Source organism: Actinomadura keratinilytica (genome assembly GCF_039539665.1).
Lineage (GTDB): Bacteria > Actinomycetota > Actinomycetes > Streptosporangiales > Streptosporangiaceae > Spirillospora > Spirillospora keratinilytica.
Genome location: NZ_BAABDO010000087.1, coordinates 12,875 through 28,370 on the forward strand (window position 1 = coordinate 12,875; position 15,496 = coordinate 28,370).

The following is a 15,496-nucleotide window of genomic DNA, read 5'->3' on the forward strand; positions in this document are numbered from 1 at the left end:
GCCCCGGCCGGCGCCCGCCGGGCGGGGCGCCGTCCTTCAGCGCCGCTTCAGCGGCGGGCTTCGACGGCCGCGGCGAAGGCGTCCACGAGGTGGCCGAGCTCGGTCTCCTCACCGCGGCGGGCCAGGATCGGCCCGGCCAGCCCCGGACGCACCGCCGCCAGGCGGTCGGCCGCCGACAGCAGCGCGCGGCGCACCTGCCGGTCGGGATGCCCGGCCAGCCGCTCCACGACCTGCCGGTAGCGGGGGTCCTCCGGACGGCGCCCGCCGGACTCCAGGGCCGGCAGGTCGGCCGCGACCAGGCGGTTCAGCCCGCGGAGGAGGTCGCGGGGCGCCGGCATCGGGTCGGCCAGCAGCCCCGCCAGGATCTCCTCGACCGGCACGGTCGGCAGCACGGCCGCGACCGCGGCGAACACCTCCTCGACGGGCTCTTGCGCCGCGCCCTCGGCCCCGACGTACCGGGCGCCGAGCTCGGCCGACTCCAGGTGGACGAGCCGGACCGCGTCGCCGGCGCGCCAGACCTGCCGGCCCGTCTCACCGAACCCGGGCGGCCGGTCCTCGATGCGCTCCCAGCCGCGGGCGGCCGCCAGGGCCTCCAGCGCCTCCCGGTCGGCGTGGTCGGCCGGCACCGCGCCGCGTTCGAAGCCGGGCGTCTCGGTCACTCCTCGTCCTCCCCGTCCGGATCGTCCCAGGTCTCCACCGGGTTCCCCGCGCCGTCCACCATGACCGGGTCGCCGCCGAAGTGGTCCCCGAAGGCGTTGAAGGTGTCCGCGGCGGGCCGGTCGAGCAGCTCCTCGATCTGCGCCAGCAGCCGCGGGTCGGTCTCGCTCAGCGCGAGCTCCTGGAGCAGGAACCGGTAGCCGTACCAGCCGGCGATCTGCACCAGGTGGCGGCGCAGGCCGGGCTCGGGCCGGGCGGCGTACTCGCGCAGCCGCATGGTGCGGCGCAGGTCGCCGTGCCACAGCGCCGCCCGGATGCGCAGCGCGCCGCCGACGTGCGTGTCGACCTCCATCTCGTCGGGATCGACCAGGTCGTCCTCGGCGCAGTAGTCGAACCCGGTGAGCGCGCCCACCACGTCCAGCGGAAGGTCGAGGGGGAAGCTCTCCTCGTGCGTGTCGTTGAGCCGCCGCACCACCGCATGGTGGGACTTGGGCGAGGGCCGGTACCGGACGGCCGCGCACACGATGCCCTGCGTGTGGATCTCGAACGACAGGTAGGACCGCGAGTGCAGGGTCCGCCACGTCATCGACGGGACGCGGCCGAGCCGCTGCCGCTTGTGCGTGCCGTCGCGGTCGGCGGCGAGCGTGTCGAGGGGGCGGACGGACCCGGCGTCGTCGGGCAGCGGGTCGTCCAGGTGCTCGCCGCCCCACGACTGCGGCTCGACGTACTGCACGAGCGTGAAGTAGCGGTCCAGGTCCGGCCCGTTGATCTCGACGAACGTGCCGTCGTAGACGTCGGGCACCAGCACCTCGTGCCGGAAGCCGAGGAAGCCGCGGGCGAAGGAGGTCAGCTCGGCGCGCCGCAGCGCGGGGCGGGGGAACACGCCCTCCAGCGCCTCGGCGACACCGTCCGCGGTGGGCTCGACGGGGATCCACAGCCACGCCGGGTAGAACGAGCCGAGCGCGCACCACAGCCGGTCGGGCTCGGCCGGGTCGAGGTACCAGGCGGCCTCCACCTCGTACCCCATGCCGCGCCGCACCACCGCCGGGCCGGTGCCCACCAGCACCTTCCCCTCGCGCAGCTCGAGGTCGTCGTCGTCCAGGTGCTCCATGCTCACGGTGCCGGGCGACTCGCGGCCGTCCGCGTCGCCGTGCGCGTCGGCGGGCTCCCACTGGTCGGGGGCGCGCCAGTCGATGCCGAGCCGCTCCCCGACCGGGTCGCCGGTCAGGGCCGCCCACCATGCGGGGGGTTGGTTCATGGTCCTCGGGTGGTTCCTTCCGGGAGGGGGTGGCGCGCGCAGGAGCGGCGCCTCCCCCGTTCGACGATCATCGGGTGAACCTACCGAGTCGCCGTCCCCCGCCGCCGGGCAATCCGGCAATTCGGCGGCGGGGCCCGTCTCCGGAATGCCGGACTCAGCACAGCCGGGTCTCGGCGGGAGGTGCCCAGCCTGTCCTGCGGGGCGTGGGGGGCGGCGGCAGGATGGCGTCCAGGGCCCATGAAGCGGACCGAGCGGTCGAACAAGAACACGAAGCGGCGGGCCGCGGCGGGGACCTGCCCGGACGCGATGCGGCTGCGCCGGTCGAACGCGATCGCGACGCCGCGTCCGGCACCCTTGGCCGCCGTCACCGCGAGCGTGTCGAGATTGCGCGGCCCGCCGACGTCCGGCTCGTACGGCCGCTGCGGGCCGCCGGGCGCCGGGTCGGGCGACGCGGTGCCCGCGAGCACCGCGGGGACGAGCGCGGTCACGGCGGTCCGTCCCATACCGCCCCGCCGACGTGGAGCGCCACCCCCGGTCACCGCAGGTCGGAGCGCATCCGCAATCATTCGGACCATGACTTTTCGGGTGGCACTGGTCGGATACGGCACTGGGGGCGCGGTGTTCCACGCCCCGTTGATCTCCTCGGTCCCGGGACTGCGGCTGGCGGCCGTGGTCACCCGCGACCCCGGACGTCAACAGGCGGTGCGGTCGCGCTACCCCGACACCCGCGTGCTGGACAGCACCGACCGGCTCTGGGAGTCCACCGGAACCTACGACCTGGTGGTGATCGCCACGCCGAACCGGCAGCACGTCCCCCTCGCCCGCGCCGCGCTGACCTCGGGCATCCCCGTCGTGGTGGACAAGCCCGCGGCGACGTCGGCGGCCGAGGCCCGGTCCCTGGCCGCGCTGAGCGCGGTGCGCGGCCTGCCGGTCATCCCGTTCCACAACCGGCGCTGGGACGGCGACTTCCGCACCGTGCGGCGCCTGGTCGGCTCCGGCGCGCTCGGCCGCGTGCTGCGGTTCGAGTCGCGGTTCGAACGCTGGCGCCCGCGGCCCAAGCCGGGCTGGAAGGAGAGCCCCGACCCCCGCGACGCCGGAGGCATCCTCTACGACCTCGGCTCGCACCTGATCGACCAGGCGGTCCACCTGTTCGGACGGCCCCGGGAGGTCTACGCGGAGATCGATGTCCGCCGCCGCGACGCCTCGACCCCCGACGACGTGTTCCTGGCGCTCACCCACGACGACGGCGTGCGCTCCCACCTGTGGATGAGCGCGACCGCCGCCCAGCTGGGCCCCCGGTTCCGCGTGCTGGGCCACCGCGCCGCCTACACGGTGTCCGGCATGGACGTCCAGGAGGAGGCCCTGCGCCGGGGCCTGACCCCCCTGGACCCCGACTGGGGCATGGCCCCGCCGCGCGCGTACGGCCGCCTCGGCACCCCCGGCGCCGACCGCGCCGAACCCACCGACCCCGGCGCCTACCAGGACTTCTACGCCGACGTGGTGCGCACCCTGCGCGGCGAGGCACCGCCCCCGGTCACCCTCACCGACGCGATCACCGGCCTGGAGATCATCGAAGCGGCCGTCACCGCCGCCCGGGAGTCCCGCGTCGTCTCCCTCAAGTAACCGCTTCTGACCAGGTGCCGGTCACCCCGCAGGTGACCGGCACCACCACACCGCAACGCCCCGAAACCATTCAGCCCCCGAACTCACGGCGAAGCGCCCCCACCCGACGTCCAGACCACAAACCACGCCCCGCTCCACCCAACAGCCCATACAGCTGCTCAAAACCGCGCGCCACGTGGCTCCCCCATGACCGACACTGCCACGCCATAACCAGACCTGGCCCGAACGAGTCACCCACCCCGAGCGCCCCACTGAAGGCACACACGGGCTGACTCGTCACCACATCAAGCGACGAACGCCACCCGGCATTCAGGTCACGCCCCGCACCACCCCGGACCACCGCCGACGGCCAGCGGACCGTACATACAGCAACTCGACGCCACGCGCCGCATGGCTCACCCCGTGACCAACCACTGCCACGTCGCAACCGAATCCGGCCCTCCGAGTCACCCACCCCGAGCGCCCCGGCGAAGGCACACACGCGCGGACCCGCCACCGCCTCAGGCGACGAACGCCACCCGGCACTCACATCACGCCCCGCACCACCCCAGACCACCGCCGGCAACCAGCGGACCGTACGCACAGCCGCTCGAGGCCATGCGCGGTGCGCCGGTTCAGAGCACCGAGACGTGCACGTGGTCGTAGTGGTTCTGGGTGATGCTGCCGCGGTCCTCCATCTGCCGCCAGCCGCCGCTGCTGCGGGTGTCCCAGATCCGCTGCTTCCAGATGACGTACTTGACCCCGTACCGGCTCGCGTTGTCGATGACGAACTGGGCCACCCGGTCGCCGTGCGCCTGCGCGGACGCGCTGGGCATCCGTCCCGCCGTGCTCTCCATGAAGTCGCACGCCCGGCCCGAGCCGTGGTCCTGCGGGTCGCCGCCGCGGTAGCAGCCGATCGTCGGGAACGGGCCGAACCTGCTGTCGATGGCCTGCATGAGCGTGCGCATCCTTGCGGTCATCGTGTTGCCGACGATCGGCGACTTGGTGCCGGTCGCACCGTCGGGCCGCCCCGCCGTCCCGCCGCTGCCCGACGAGCTCGACGGCTTTTCCGGCTTGTACTTGGCGAGCAGCTTCTTCACCCGCGCGCGCTGGGACTCCAGGTCCTCCACCTCTTTGCGGACCTTCGCCACCTTGGCCTCCGCGTCCTTGCGCGACTGCTCGGCCTTGGCCGCCAGGGTCTCCAGGTTCTTGATGCGCAGCCGGTTGCTGCGGGCCAGGTGCTCCACCACGGCGGCGTCGCGGACGGCGGCGCCCGGGTCGTCCGCCGTCACCATCGCCATGGTGTCCATGCGCCCGGTCATGTACGAGGTGGCGGCCAGGCGGCTGACGTCGCCGCGCCGGGTCTCGAACTCCTTGGACAGCCGCTCGGCGTCCTGCGCGGCCTTCTGCGCGGCCTTCTTGGCCTCCTCCAGGGCGATCAGCTCGCCGCGGTACTCCTTGGCCAGCGCGTCCGCCCGCTTGCGCAGCTTGGCCAGTTCGGTCGTGGAGTCCTTGGGCTCCGCGGGAGCCGCGGCACCGGGGGCCGGGGGGAGCGCCGCCGTCACCGCCAGCGCGAACGCCACGGCCAGGCACCGCCGCGCCGCCGTCCGTCCGCCGCCGGATCGCCGCTTCCGGTCGAGGGGATGGTGGGACGCCACAGAACTCTCCTTAGAGACCGTCAGAAGATTGGCGGCACGCTACCACAAACCCCCAATTGCTCCCGTCCCATCCGACAAACACATAGCGTCACACAGAAACTACGAAGCGCCCATAACGGGAAGATCACCACTTCGTCCGCCGCCCGCCTCCGCCCAGGTCACAACCGCAGCCGACGCGAAGTTCCCGATCTCCGCCAGAGATTCCTCCCACATTCACCCCGTTCCGCCGCAGCACACCGTGATAAACACCTCACCTCCCAGAACAACACCGCTATGAATTGCCAGACACCGATTACACGCCCAACGGCCATGCACGCCGACCACGCGCCACCGCCCCAGGTCCGCCACCACCGCCGAGGGAGTCCGCCACCATGCGCCCGGCCACCGATCAAGGCAATCGCACCCGACGAAGTCCGAAGACGGATACACCACCGCCTAAGCCCAGTCCCCTCACCGCCCCCCGGGCATCCGGACATTCCACAGCTCCAAAACGGGCGCACGGCCTTCAGCGCCGGGGACGCCTTCGAGAAGCCAGTGCCCTTTGGTGAAGAGGGCGGCGATCAAGCGCTTTCCCTATGGTCCTGGCCGACGACGACCTTCTGCCCTCGCTCGCGGTTCGGCTGGAGGAGGGTCGTCGTTCCACAGATTCCTGCCGCCGTCCACCACCCCATCTCGCGACCCGGCCGGGCCGTCGACCGAGCCCCCTCCTCGGCCCGCCGGTCCTGCAGACCAGGCGGCCTCGTCGGGTGAACTCGTCGGACCAGCCCACTCTTCGCAGCGAGCTCGCCGCACCGGCGAGCAGGTCGAACCAGCGGACTCGTCACACCGGCAGGCTCACCGCACCGGCGAACTCGCCGAACCAGCGCACCCATCAAGCCGACGAAGCCGGCCAGCCCGCCGCATCGGTGGGCACATCGGACCAGCCGGGCTCATCTGACCGATGGACTCGTCAGATCGGCGGCTCGTCGCACCAGCGGACTTGCCGCACCGGCGAGCAGGTCGAACCAGCGGACTCGTAGAGCCGAGCGGGCCTGTCGGGCGGTGGGCTCGTCGAGCGGGAGTGCCCGATGCCCGTTCGGGGCTTGCGAGTGGCTGAGGGGCCTGGCCCCTGTCCGGTGGTCGTCCTCCCGCTGTGGTTGATCTTGTGGGGCGGCCGCCGTCTGCTGCGGCTCTGCGACATCGCCGTCGCCTTTTGCGAGCGGACCGGAATGGTGACCGCCCACCCCGTCTCCGATGCCGCCCCCTGCCGATGCCGCTGTGTAGTCAACCGGCTGAAGTGACTGCGCGATGTCGGCCACCCGCCGTGCCGATCTCGCTTGCCACTAGGTTGTGTCCGGTGGACCATGGCGGCCGCGTGTCCGCCTCCGGTGAAGCCGCCCCGCCGACAGAACAAAACGGTCCAAAAAGGCACCGACCCGCCCGAAGTGAGGCGTGGCACCGCCCCCCGGCGCCCGGCCCGGCCCGCCACCACCGGCCGGAGCACCCCGGCCACCGCGCCGCTGCGGATCCACATGATCGACCGGACAGGCCCTAGCGGGCCGAGATCACCCTGGTCGCCGCACTGCTGCGAATCCATCGCGATCCGCCGGACACAGCCTGGGCCTTGTCCGGTGAATCTTGGCGTTTCCGCTGCGGTTGATCTGAAATGCGAGTTGTGCGGCTGCCGAGAGATCCGGCGCCTGTGCGGCCCTGCGGCATCGCCGCCGCCATTGGCGGACGTGCCGGTCAGCCGATCGGGCGGGCCCGCCCGTCTCGATCGGTCGCCCTGACGACGGCGCAATGTGGACGGACGCCGTATCAACGGGAACGGACGTCGGGGCGGTGTCGCCACATGCCATAAGGAGCTTGCCCGCCGCTATCGGGCCGTGGTCCCCCTGATCGTCGTATTGCTGCGGATCCTCATAATTCGCCGGACGCGGTCTGGGGGTCGTGCCGTTCTTTTTGAGAAGTGCCTGCCTGGAAATGGCCTAGGGCGTGTCCGGTGAATCATGGTGGATCCGCGGCAGCGCGATGGCCGGGTGCTCCGGCCCGTCGGTGACGGACCGGTCCCGGCGTCGGGGTGGCGCTGCCGCGCCTCACTCCGGGCTGGTAGCCGGTGCGAGCTTCGACCGCATTGCGGTGTCGGCGGGGCGGCTGCATCGGAGGCGGGCACGCAGCCGCCAAGATCGACCGGACACAACCTAGGCCGCGGCCGGTGGTCTTCGGCGTCCAGCTCTTGAGTGCGGGTGGGCGCCGGCCGGGGCGGCCGCTGTGTGCTGCGTGTCTGCGGTTTCGCCGCCGTCAAGCCGCGACCGGCCGGGGATGGCGGCCCCCGGCCGTCGCCGATGCGGCCGCCCTGCCGACACCGCAGGGTGGTCGGGATCGCCCTGGTCGCCGCACTGCTGCGGGCCCACCATGATCCACCGGACAGACCCTAGGCCCCCGCCCGCCATGGGCGGGGGCCGGGTCACAGGTTCACGAGTTCGTCCCAGCGGGGGGTGCGGAGGGCGGCGCGGAGCCGCATACCGGCCTCGGCGGGGGTGCGGTCGCCCTTGCGGTTGTTGCACCTGCCGCAGGCCAGGACGGTGTTCCCCCAGGTGTCGCCGCCGCCGCGGGACCGCGGCAGCACGTGGTCGATGGTGTCGCCGCGGCCGCCGCAGTACCCGCACCGTCCGCGGTCGCGCAGGTAGACGCCGCGCTTGCTCCACGGCGGGCGTTTACCGTGCCGCCAGCGCATGACCACGTACTTGACCAGGCGCAGGACGCGCGGCACCGGAAAGGGGCCGATGGTGCGGTCCTGCTCGGCCTCCTCCACGACGGCCACGCCGCGCACGAGCATGCGGATGGCGTGCCGCACGTTGACACGCTGCAGCGGCTCGTACGACGCATTCAGCACGAGAACGGTCATCGGTCTCACCTCCTCGCCGCTCCTCCGCCAGGGTCCGAACCTGGTCATCCGCATTGACGCCGCGGCGTTCCGCCGACGAACCACAAAGGAATGGGCCGGGAATTCGCTGTGCGGTGGGCTTTCCGGATGTCGTTAAGGGTGCCGATCGGGGTCGCGGGCGGGCAACGCATTTTCCGGCGGGTCGGGTTCGGGCCGGGCCGACAGCAGCTTGGGCAGGGCGCGTCCGGGCCCGTCGTCCCACCAGCCGGCGCCGCGGCCCGTCGGGGCGACCTCCAGGGCGGAGCGGCAGCCGCGGCAGCCGCCGGTACCGGGCGCCAGGCGGACCATGAAACGTCCGGCGGGGACCGGGCGGGCGCCCCAGAAGCGCAGCAGGTCGGCTCCGTCCACGAGCAGCGTGCCCGGCACGGCTCCGGCGCGGCGCCGGGAGAACAGCCGGAAGGCCAGGACGCGCAGGAGGTTGACGGCGGTGAGCAGGTGGCCGAGCGGGACGTCCCGCGCGACCAGTTCGGGCAGGCCGAACCGGTGCAGGCCCCAGGTGTCGGCGCGGACCAGCGTCCGGTCGCCCGCCACGAAAACCCCGATCCACTGGTCGCCGAGGACGAACCGCTCGCGTTCGGCCGGCGAGGTGTGGACGACCTGGTAGGAGTCGACGTCGACGACGAGACCGCCGGCGGCCGCCGCGAGCAGGCGGGCCGCCTGCCGCGCCGCCTGGGCGTGCCGCGGAGCGTCGTCCGGCGCGCCCCGGACGTGCACCAGCATGTGGTGCCGGGCGTCCTGTAACCGCTGCAGGCGGCCGGAGGTGCCGCCCAGATGGGCGAGCCATTCGGCCCGGGGGCGGTGTTCGCGCAGCGTCAGCGCCGACCGGGCGTGCAGTTCGCGGGCCAGGGCGGCCGGGCCGCCGCCGGTGCCGAGGAGGCCGGAGACGTCGGCGGGCAGGGGTTCGCCGGCGGACACCAGGAAGCGGGAGGTGACCGTTTCCGGGGGGAGCGAAGTCATGGGTCCAGGCTGGCGCGGCCCCCGGGCGCGAGGCGACAGAATCCCGTTCTGTGGATAACGGCCGGGTCAGAGCGACGGGAGGTCGGCGGCGGAGGCCTGGTACTCCCGCGACTCCCGCTGGCGGCGGAACCCCAGCTCCTCGTTGACGGCCAGCATGTGCACGTTGTCGCCGGAGTTGTCGGTCTCGATCTCGCGGACCTCGGGGCGCTCCCGGCGCAGCCACTGCAGCATGGCGGCCTTGACCCAGATGCCGATGCGCCGCCCCCGGTGCTCGGGCACCACCGCGGTGTCGTACTGGGCGGCCCGTTCCGGGGTCTCCGCGGAGACCACCACCTCGGTGAACCCCGCGATCCCGTCGCCCTGGACGGCGGCGACGGTGTAGAGGTCGTCGCCGCGCTTGGCGACGAGCTCGGCCATCTCGCGGACGCGGTCGGCGTCCCACGGCAGCCCCTCGTAGGCGGACATGTCGGCCATGGCGTGCTTGGCGCGGGCCAGCGCGAGCGCGTGCTCGTCGGGGGCGGTGCCGCGCCAGCGCACGAGCCGGTATCCGGGGGGCCCGGAGGCGACGAGCCGCTCCACGCGGCGGGCGGGGACGTCGTCCAGCCGCAGCAGCAGCCCGCGCAGGGTCAGCACGCAGTCGAACCCGTGCGACTCCAGGAAGGGGATCGCGGGGGTGCCCGCCATGACCTGGGCGATCACGCTGGTGCGGCCGTCGGCGCGCATCCCCTCGGCGGCGAAGGCCAGCAGCCGCGTGCCGATGCCGCGGCGGCGCCGGTCGGGGCGGACCTGGATGTCGATCTCCGCGGGACGGTCGGCGCCCGGCCCGCCGGGCAGCCGCAGTTCGGCGACGCCGACCATCTCGTCGCCGTCCAGGGCGGCCCACAGCCGCCGCCCGGGAGCGCGCAGCCGGGCGGCCGTCTGCTCGGGGTCCGGTGCGGGCTCGCCGCGCAGGTCGGCGGCGTGCGCGGCGGCCAGGACCGCATGCCAGCGCCGGATCTCCCCCGGGGCCGGATCATCGAGCGCGATGACGTCCACCAGCCTTTTGTACCGGATCCCGGAGCGCCGCAGGCCCCGCCCGTCCCAACCCGCCCACCTGGAATGCGGTTCGGTACGCCGGCCGCTCCCCGGGCGGCGGGCACCCGGCCGTCCGGTCACCCACGCAACACCGCCGGGCCGCACGGCATGTCGATCGCGGCGGGCTCGCACGGCGCCCCCCGTGCGGCCGCCGCAGGGCGGCTCCGCCGGGCGCACCGTGCGAGCCCGGCACCCCGTGACCAGGCGGAGGACGCGCGGTCAGCGGGTGAAGGCGGACAGGATGCGCTCGGCGGCCAGGGCGGGGGTCAGCCGCCCCTCGGCCACCTCGCGTTCCAGTTCGGGGGCGATGGCGCGCACGGCGGGGTGGTCGCGCAGTTCGGTCAGCAGCCGGTCGTGCACCAGCTCCCACGTCCAGCCGACCTGCCGGCGGCGCCGGCGGGCCCGCAGTTCACCGGAGGCCGCCAGCCGGTCCTGGTGCTCGACGATGCGCCGCCAGATCTCGTCCAGGCCGCGGTTCTCGCGGGCGCTGCACGTCAGGACGGGCACGGCGCGGGTGCGTTCGTCGCTGCGCAGCAGCCGCAGGGCGCCGGCCAGCTCGCGGGCGGCCTTGCGCGCCTCCATCTCGTGCGGGCCGTCGGCCTTGTTGACGGCGATGACGTCGGCCAGTTCCAACACGCCCTTCTTGATGCCCTGCAGCTGGTCGCCGGTGCGGGCCAGGGTGAGGAACAGGAACGAGTCGACCATCTCCGCGACGGTCGTCTCGGACTGCCCGACCCCGACCGTCTCGACGAGCACCACGTCGTACCCGGCGGCCTCCATCACCACCATGGCCTCGCGGGTCGCCTTGGCGACGCCGCCGAGCGTGCCCGCCGTCGGCGAGGGGCGGATGAACGCCTGCGGGTCGGCGGCCAGCCGCTGCATGCGCGTCTTGTCGCCGAGGATGCTGCCGCCCGTGCGGGTGGACGACGGGTCGACGGCCAGCACGGCGACCTTGTGCCCGGCTCCGGTGAGGTTGGTGCCGAGCGCGTCGATGAACGTCGACTTGCCGACGCCGGGCACGCCGGTGATGCCGACCCGGCGGGCGCCGCCGGCGAACGGGGTCAGCTCCACCAGCAGCCGCTGCGCCAGGTCGCGGTGGTCGGGGCGGGTCGACTCCACGAGGGTGATCGCGCGGGCGATCCACGCCCGCGCCCCCTTGCGCACGCCCGTGACGTACTCGTCCAGCCCGGGCAGGCCGCGCCGCCGGCTCCCGTCGCCGCTCACGCCGCCCGGTGTCCCAGCCGTGCCGACAGCTGCTCGAGCAGGTCGAGGGCCGCCTCGGCCAGCACGGTGCCGGGCGGGAAGATCGCCGCCGCGCCCGCGGCGCGCAGCTCGTCGAAGTCCTGCGGCGGGATCACCCCGCCCACGACGATCATGATGTCGTCGCGGCCGAGGTCGGCCAGCGCCTCGCGCAGCGCGGGCACCAGCGTCAGGTGCCCGGCGGCCAGCGAGTTGACGCCGACGACGTGCACGTCGGCCTCGACGGCCTGGCGGGCGACCTCCTCGGGGGTCTGGAACAGCGGGCCCACGTCGACGTCGAAGCCCAGGTCGGCGAAGCCGGTGGCGATCACCTTCTGGCCGCGGTCGTGGCCGTCCTGGCCCATCTTGGCGACCAGGATGCGGGGCCGCCGGCCCTCGGCCGCGGCGAACGCGTCGGTCGCCGCGCGGGCCCGTTCGATGGCGCTCACCCGGCCTGCCTCCTCCCGGTACACGCCGGAAATGGTACGGATGTTGGCGGCGTGGCGGCCGAACGCCCGCTCCAGCGCGTCGGAGATCTCCCCCACGGTCGCCTTGGCGCGGGCCGCGTCGACGGCCAGGGCGAGCAGGTTGCCCTCCAGGCCGGGGCCGCGGTCGCCGCGCATCGCGGCCTCGGCGGCGCGGGTCAGGGCGGCCAGGGCGGCGTCCACCTCCTCGGCCGACCGCTCCTCGCGCAGCCGCCGCAGCTTGTCGATCTGCTGGGCGCGCACCGCGGCGTTGTCGACCTTGAGGACCTCGATGTGCTCGTCGGCGTCGGGGCGGTACTTGTTGACGCCGATGACCGGCTGGCGCCCGGAGTCGATGCGCGCCTGGGTGCGGGCGGCGGCCTCCTCGATGCGCAGCTTGGGCAGCCCGTCGTCGATGGCCCGCGCCATGCCGCCGGCCGCCTCCACCTCGCGGATGTGGCCCCAGGCGCGCAGCGCCAGGTCGCGGGTGAGGCGTTCGACGTAGGCGCTGCCGCCCCACGGGTCGATCGTGCGGGTGGTGCCGGACTCCTGCTGCAGCAGCAGCTGGGTGTTGCGGGCGATGCGGGCGGAGAAGTCGGTGGGCAGCGCCAGGGCCTCGTCCAGGGCGTTGGTGTGCAGCGACTGGGTGTGGCCCTGGGTGGCGGCCATCGCCTCGATGCAGGTGCGCGCCACGTTGTTGAACACGTCCTGCGCGGTCAGCGACCAGCCGGAGGTCTGGCAGTGCGTGCGCAGGCTCAGCGACTTGGGGTTGGACGGCTCGAAGTCCCGGACGAGCCGCGCCCACAGCAGCCGCGCGGCGCGCAGCTTGGCGACCTCCATGAAGAAGTTCATGCCGATCGCCCAGAAGAACGACAGGCGGGGCGCGAACGCGTCGATGTCCAGCCCGGCGTCCAGCCCGGCGCGGATGTACTCGACCCCGTCGGCGAGGGTGTAGGCCAGCTCCAGGTCGGCCGTGGCCCCGGCCTCCTGGATGTGGTAGCCGGAGATGGAGATCGAGTTGAACTTCGGCATCCGCCGGGAGGTGTAGGCGAAGATGTCGGAGATGATCCGCATCGACGGCCCGGGCGGGTAGATGTAGGTGTTGCGGACCATGAACTCCTTGAGGATGTCGTTCTGGATGGTCCCGGCGAGCCGCTCGGGCGGCACCCCCTGCTCCTCGGCGGCGACGATGTACAGCGCCATCACCGGCAGCACCGCGCCGTTCATGGTCATCGACACGCTCATCCGGTCGAGGGGGATCCCGTCGAACAACCGGCGCATGTCGTAGATGGAGTCGATCGCGACGCCCGCCATGCCGACGTCGCCCTGCACGCGCGGGTGGTCGGAGTCGTAGCCGCGGTGGGTGGCCAGGTCGAACGCGACCGACAGGCCCTTCTGCCCGGCGGCCAGGTTGCGGCGGTAGAAGGCGTTGGACTCCTCGGCCGTGGAGAACCCCGCGTACTGGCGGATGGTCCACGGCTGGGTGGCGTACATGGCGGGGTACGGGCCGCGCAGGTAGGGGGCGATGCCGGGGTAGGTGTCGAGGAAGTCCACGTCGGCCAGGTCGTCGGCGGTGTAGAGCGGCCGGACGGCGATGCCCTCGGGGGTCTCCCAGGACCGGGCGTCGGGGTCCTGCCCCGTCGCCTCGGCCGCCGCCGCCCGCCACCGCTTGGCGGCCTCGTCGGCGGGGACGGGGGCGCCGAGCTCGACCTCGGAGAAGTCGGGGATCATCAGTTCACTCCCAGATCGCCGAGGGTGGTCTCCAGGACGTCCACGGCGTCGCAGCCCGCGAAGATCCTGTCATCCACCCCGTCAAAGGAACCCTTACCCGCGAGCCAGACCTTCAAGGCGCCCGCGTCCCTGAGCGTCCGCGCGGCGTCGGCGGCCCGCTCCTCGTACAGCGCGTCGCTGGAGCACAGGCACGCCACGGCCGTGCCGCTGGCGGCGAACTCCTCCGGCGGCCCGGCGACGGTCTCGATCCCGCCGGCCTGGAACAGGTTGGCGGCGAACGTGGCGCGCGCGGTGTGCACGGCGACCGGGCCGAGCGTCGCCAGGAACACCCTGGGGCGGGCCCCGGTGCGCTCGGCGTGCGCGTCGGCGCGGTCGCGCAGGACCTCGAAGTCCTGGGCGTACCGTACGACCGGCAGCCCGCCCCCCGGGGCGTCCGGGGCGGGCGCGGGGTCGCGCTCGGGCAGCTTCTCGTCCAGGTGGGGGAACTCGCTGACGCCGGTGAGGGGGGCCTTGCGGCGGGCGATGTCGCGGCGGCGGCGCTCCCAGGTGGCGGCGAGCCGTTCGGCCACCATGCCCGACTCCAGGGCGGCGGCCAGCCCCCCGGCCTTCTCGATGCGGGTGAACCAGTCCCAGGCGGCCTGCGCCAGGTCCTCGGTGAGGCGTTCGACGTACCAGGAGCCCCCGGCGGGGTCGACGACGCGCGCCAGGCTGGACTCCTCCAGCAGCAGCGTCTGGGTGTTGCGGGCGATGCGCCGGGAGAAGTCGTCGGGCAGCCCAAGGCGGACGTCGAACGGCTGGACGGTGACCGCGTCCGCTCCCCCGACCCCGGCCGCGAACGCCGCGACGGTGGTGCGCAGCATGTTCACCCAGGGGTCGCGGCGGGTCATCATCGGCGAGGACGTCACCGCGTGCAGCCGCGCCACGGCGTCCTCCGCCCCGCACACCTGCGCGATCCTCGTCCACAGGCGGCGCGCGGCGCGCAGCTTGGCGATGGACATGAACTGGTCGGCGGTGACGGCCAGGCGGAACTCCAGCTGCCCGAAGGCGGTGCCGACGTCCAGCCCCGCGTCGGTGAGGGCCCGCAGGTAGGCGACGGCGGCGGCCATCGCGCCGCCCAGCTCCTCGGCGTCGCTCCCCCCGGCGTCGTGGTAGACGGTCGCGTCGACCGTGATCGCCCGCAGCTTCGGGAACTCGCGGGCGCACCGCACCGCCAGCGCCGCCGCCGGCTCCAGGGGGGCCGGCGCGCCGGTGCGGGCGGTCAGGCCGAGCGGGTCGGCGCCCAGATTGCCCAGCGCCTCGTCGGCTCGGCCGCGTTCGGCCACGAGTCCGAGGAAGGACTCGGCGGCCTCGGCGGTCTGCGCGCCCGCGTCCAGGACCACGGGCGCCAGGTGCAGGTGGACGTCGCGGAGCACCTCCGGCAGCGCCGCCGCGGGCACGGCGTGTCCGCCCAGCGTCAGCCATACGGAGGTGGCGCCGTTCTCCAGGTCGGCGAGGACGGCCCGCCGGGTCGTCTCGGGGTCCGGGTGGGCGTGCCGCTGCCGCACGTCCCATCCCGCCAGGCCCTCGCCGTCCGGCCGCACGTCGCGCACGGACGGCGCCAGCCCGGGGCGCCCCGGGACGGTGTCGTCCTTGGTGTAGAGGGGCGCGATGCGCACGCCGTCGTAGGATTCCCGGGTGAGCAGGCCCTCGACCTCGCTCAGGGGCGTCTCGTCGGTGGCGGCGCCGGACTTGCGCAGCACCGTTCGGACCATCTCCCGCCACCGGTCCCGCTGGACCGGGGGGAAGACGGCGGCCAGTTCCAGTTCCTCAGGCGGCACCGTCATGCCCTGGATGGTAAGCGAGCGCATACGCCCGGAAACGCGCGGGGGGCGGCCTGCCCGGCCGCCGCGCCCGTGGCGCCGCCTTGCGCCGCGGGGCCGCCGCGCGCCGC

General features: G+C 73.9%; 11 protein-coding genes. 1 reads left to right on the forward strand and 10 read right to left on the reverse strand.

The window, feature by feature from the left end; translation table 11 throughout:
- Positions 1 to 47: 47 nt before the first annotated feature.
- The 3 genes from ABD879_RS23465 to ABD879_RS23475 all read right to left on the reverse strand — a co-directional run bounded on the left by ABD879_RS23465 (position 48) and on the right by ABD879_RS23475 (position 2,403).
- Complete coding sequence (locus ABD879_RS23465) at positions 48 to 659, reverse strand: hypothetical protein (RefSeq protein ID WP_345023728.1); 612 nt, start codon at positions 657 to 659, stop codon at positions 48 to 50.
- Positions 656 to 1,915: a hypothetical protein gene (locus ABD879_RS23470; RefSeq protein ID WP_345023729.1), complete on the reverse strand. Its 1,260-nt coding sequence runs from the start codon at positions 1,913 to 1,915 to the stop codon at positions 656 to 658. Before ABD879_RS23470 ends, ABD879_RS23465 begins: the two co-directional genes overlap by 4 nt.
- Positions 1,916 to 1,995: 80 nt before the next feature.
- On the reverse strand, positions 1,996 to 2,403 hold the full coding sequence (locus ABD879_RS23475) for a hypothetical protein (RefSeq protein ID WP_345023730.1): 408 nt from the start codon (positions 2,401 to 2,403) through the stop codon (positions 1,996 to 1,998).
- 85 nt (positions 2,404 to 2,488) lie between these two features.
- Here ABD879_RS23475 and ABD879_RS23480 point away from each other — a divergent pair, with 85 nt between their 5' ends.
- Positions 2,489 to 3,538 carry a Gfo/Idh/MocA family oxidoreductase gene (locus ABD879_RS23480; RefSeq protein WP_345023731.1) on the forward strand — a complete coding sequence of 350 codons (1,050 nt, stop codon included), beginning with the start codon at positions 2,489 to 2,491 and terminating at the stop codon, positions 3,536 to 3,538.
- A 614-nt stretch (positions 3,539 to 4,152) separates the two neighbouring features.
- On the opposite strand, the gene ABD879_RS23485 is transcribed toward ABD879_RS23480, so the two are convergent.
- The 7 genes from ABD879_RS23485 to ABD879_RS23515 all read right to left on the reverse strand — a co-directional run bounded on the left by ABD879_RS23485 (position 4,153) and on the right by ABD879_RS23515 (position 15,389).
- Positions 4,153 to 5,175, reverse strand: a complete 1,023-nt coding sequence (locus tag ABD879_RS23485; protein WP_345023732.1) for a VldE C-terminal domain-containing protein — start codon at positions 5,173 to 5,175, stop codon at positions 4,153 to 4,155.
- 2,446 nt (positions 5,176 to 7,621) lie between these two features.
- Positions 7,622 to 8,062: an HNH endonuclease gene (locus ABD879_RS23490; RefSeq protein WP_345023733.1), complete on the reverse strand. Its 441-nt coding sequence runs from the start codon at positions 8,060 to 8,062 to the stop codon at positions 7,622 to 7,624.
- A 132-nt stretch (positions 8,063 to 8,194) separates the two neighbouring features.
- Positions 8,195 to 9,058: a hypothetical protein gene (locus ABD879_RS23495; protein WP_345023734.1), complete on the reverse strand. Its 864-nt coding sequence runs from the start codon at positions 9,056 to 9,058 to the stop codon at positions 8,195 to 8,197.
- Positions 9,059 to 9,124: 66 nt separating this feature from the next.
- Positions 9,125 to 10,093 (reverse strand): GNAT family N-acetyltransferase, encoded by a 969-nt coding sequence (locus tag ABD879_RS23500; RefSeq protein WP_345023735.1) that lies wholly within the window; start codon positions 10,091 to 10,093, stop codon positions 9,125 to 9,127.
- Positions 10,094 to 10,351: 258 nt separating this feature from the next.
- A complete protein-coding gene (gene meaB, locus ABD879_RS23505) occupies positions 10,352 to 11,356 on the reverse strand; it encodes a methylmalonyl Co-A mutase-associated GTPase MeaB (RefSeq protein WP_378272504.1) in 1,005 nt (334 codons plus the stop codon).
- A complete protein-coding gene (scpA, locus tag ABD879_RS23510) occupies positions 11,353 to 13,566 on the reverse strand; it encodes a methylmalonyl-CoA mutase (RefSeq protein ID WP_345023736.1) in 2,214 nt (737 codons plus the stop codon). The genes meaB and scpA overlap by 4 nt, the downstream gene beginning before the upstream one ends.
- On the reverse strand, positions 13,566 to 15,389 hold the full coding sequence (locus ABD879_RS23515; protein WP_345023737.1) for a methylmalonyl-CoA mutase family protein: 1,824 nt from the start codon (positions 15,387 to 15,389) through the stop codon (positions 13,566 to 13,568). Before ABD879_RS23515 ends, scpA begins: the two co-directional genes overlap by 1 nt.
- Positions 15,390 to 15,496: the final 107 nt, after the last annotated feature.

What these genes read in the sequence shown, in the direction of transcription:
- ABD879_RS23470 (WP_345023729.1), bottom strand. Translation starts at nt 1,915, where the DNA reads ATGAACCAACCCCCCGCATGGTGGGCGGCCCTGACCGGCGACCCGGTC.
- ABD879_RS23480 (WP_345023731.1), top strand. Translation starts at nt 2,489, where the DNA reads ATGACTTTTCGGGTGGCACTGGTCGGATACGGCACTGGGGGCGCGGTG.
- ABD879_RS23490 (WP_345023733.1), bottom strand. Translation starts at nt 8,062, where the DNA reads ATGACCGTTCTCGTGCTGAATGCGTCGTACGAGCCGCTGCAGCGTGTC.
- ABD879_RS23495 (WP_345023734.1), bottom strand. Translation starts at nt 9,058, where the DNA reads ATGACTTCGCTCCCCCCGGAAACGGTCACCTCCCGCTTCCTGGTGTCC.
- scpA (WP_345023736.1), bottom strand. Translation starts at nt 13,566, where the DNA reads ATGATCCCCGACTTCTCCGAGGTCGAGCTCGGCGCCCCCGTCCCCGCC.
- ABD879_RS23515 (WP_345023737.1), bottom strand. Translation starts at nt 15,389, where the DNA reads ATGACGGTGCCGCCTGAGGAACTGGAACTGGCCGCCGTCTTCCCCCCG.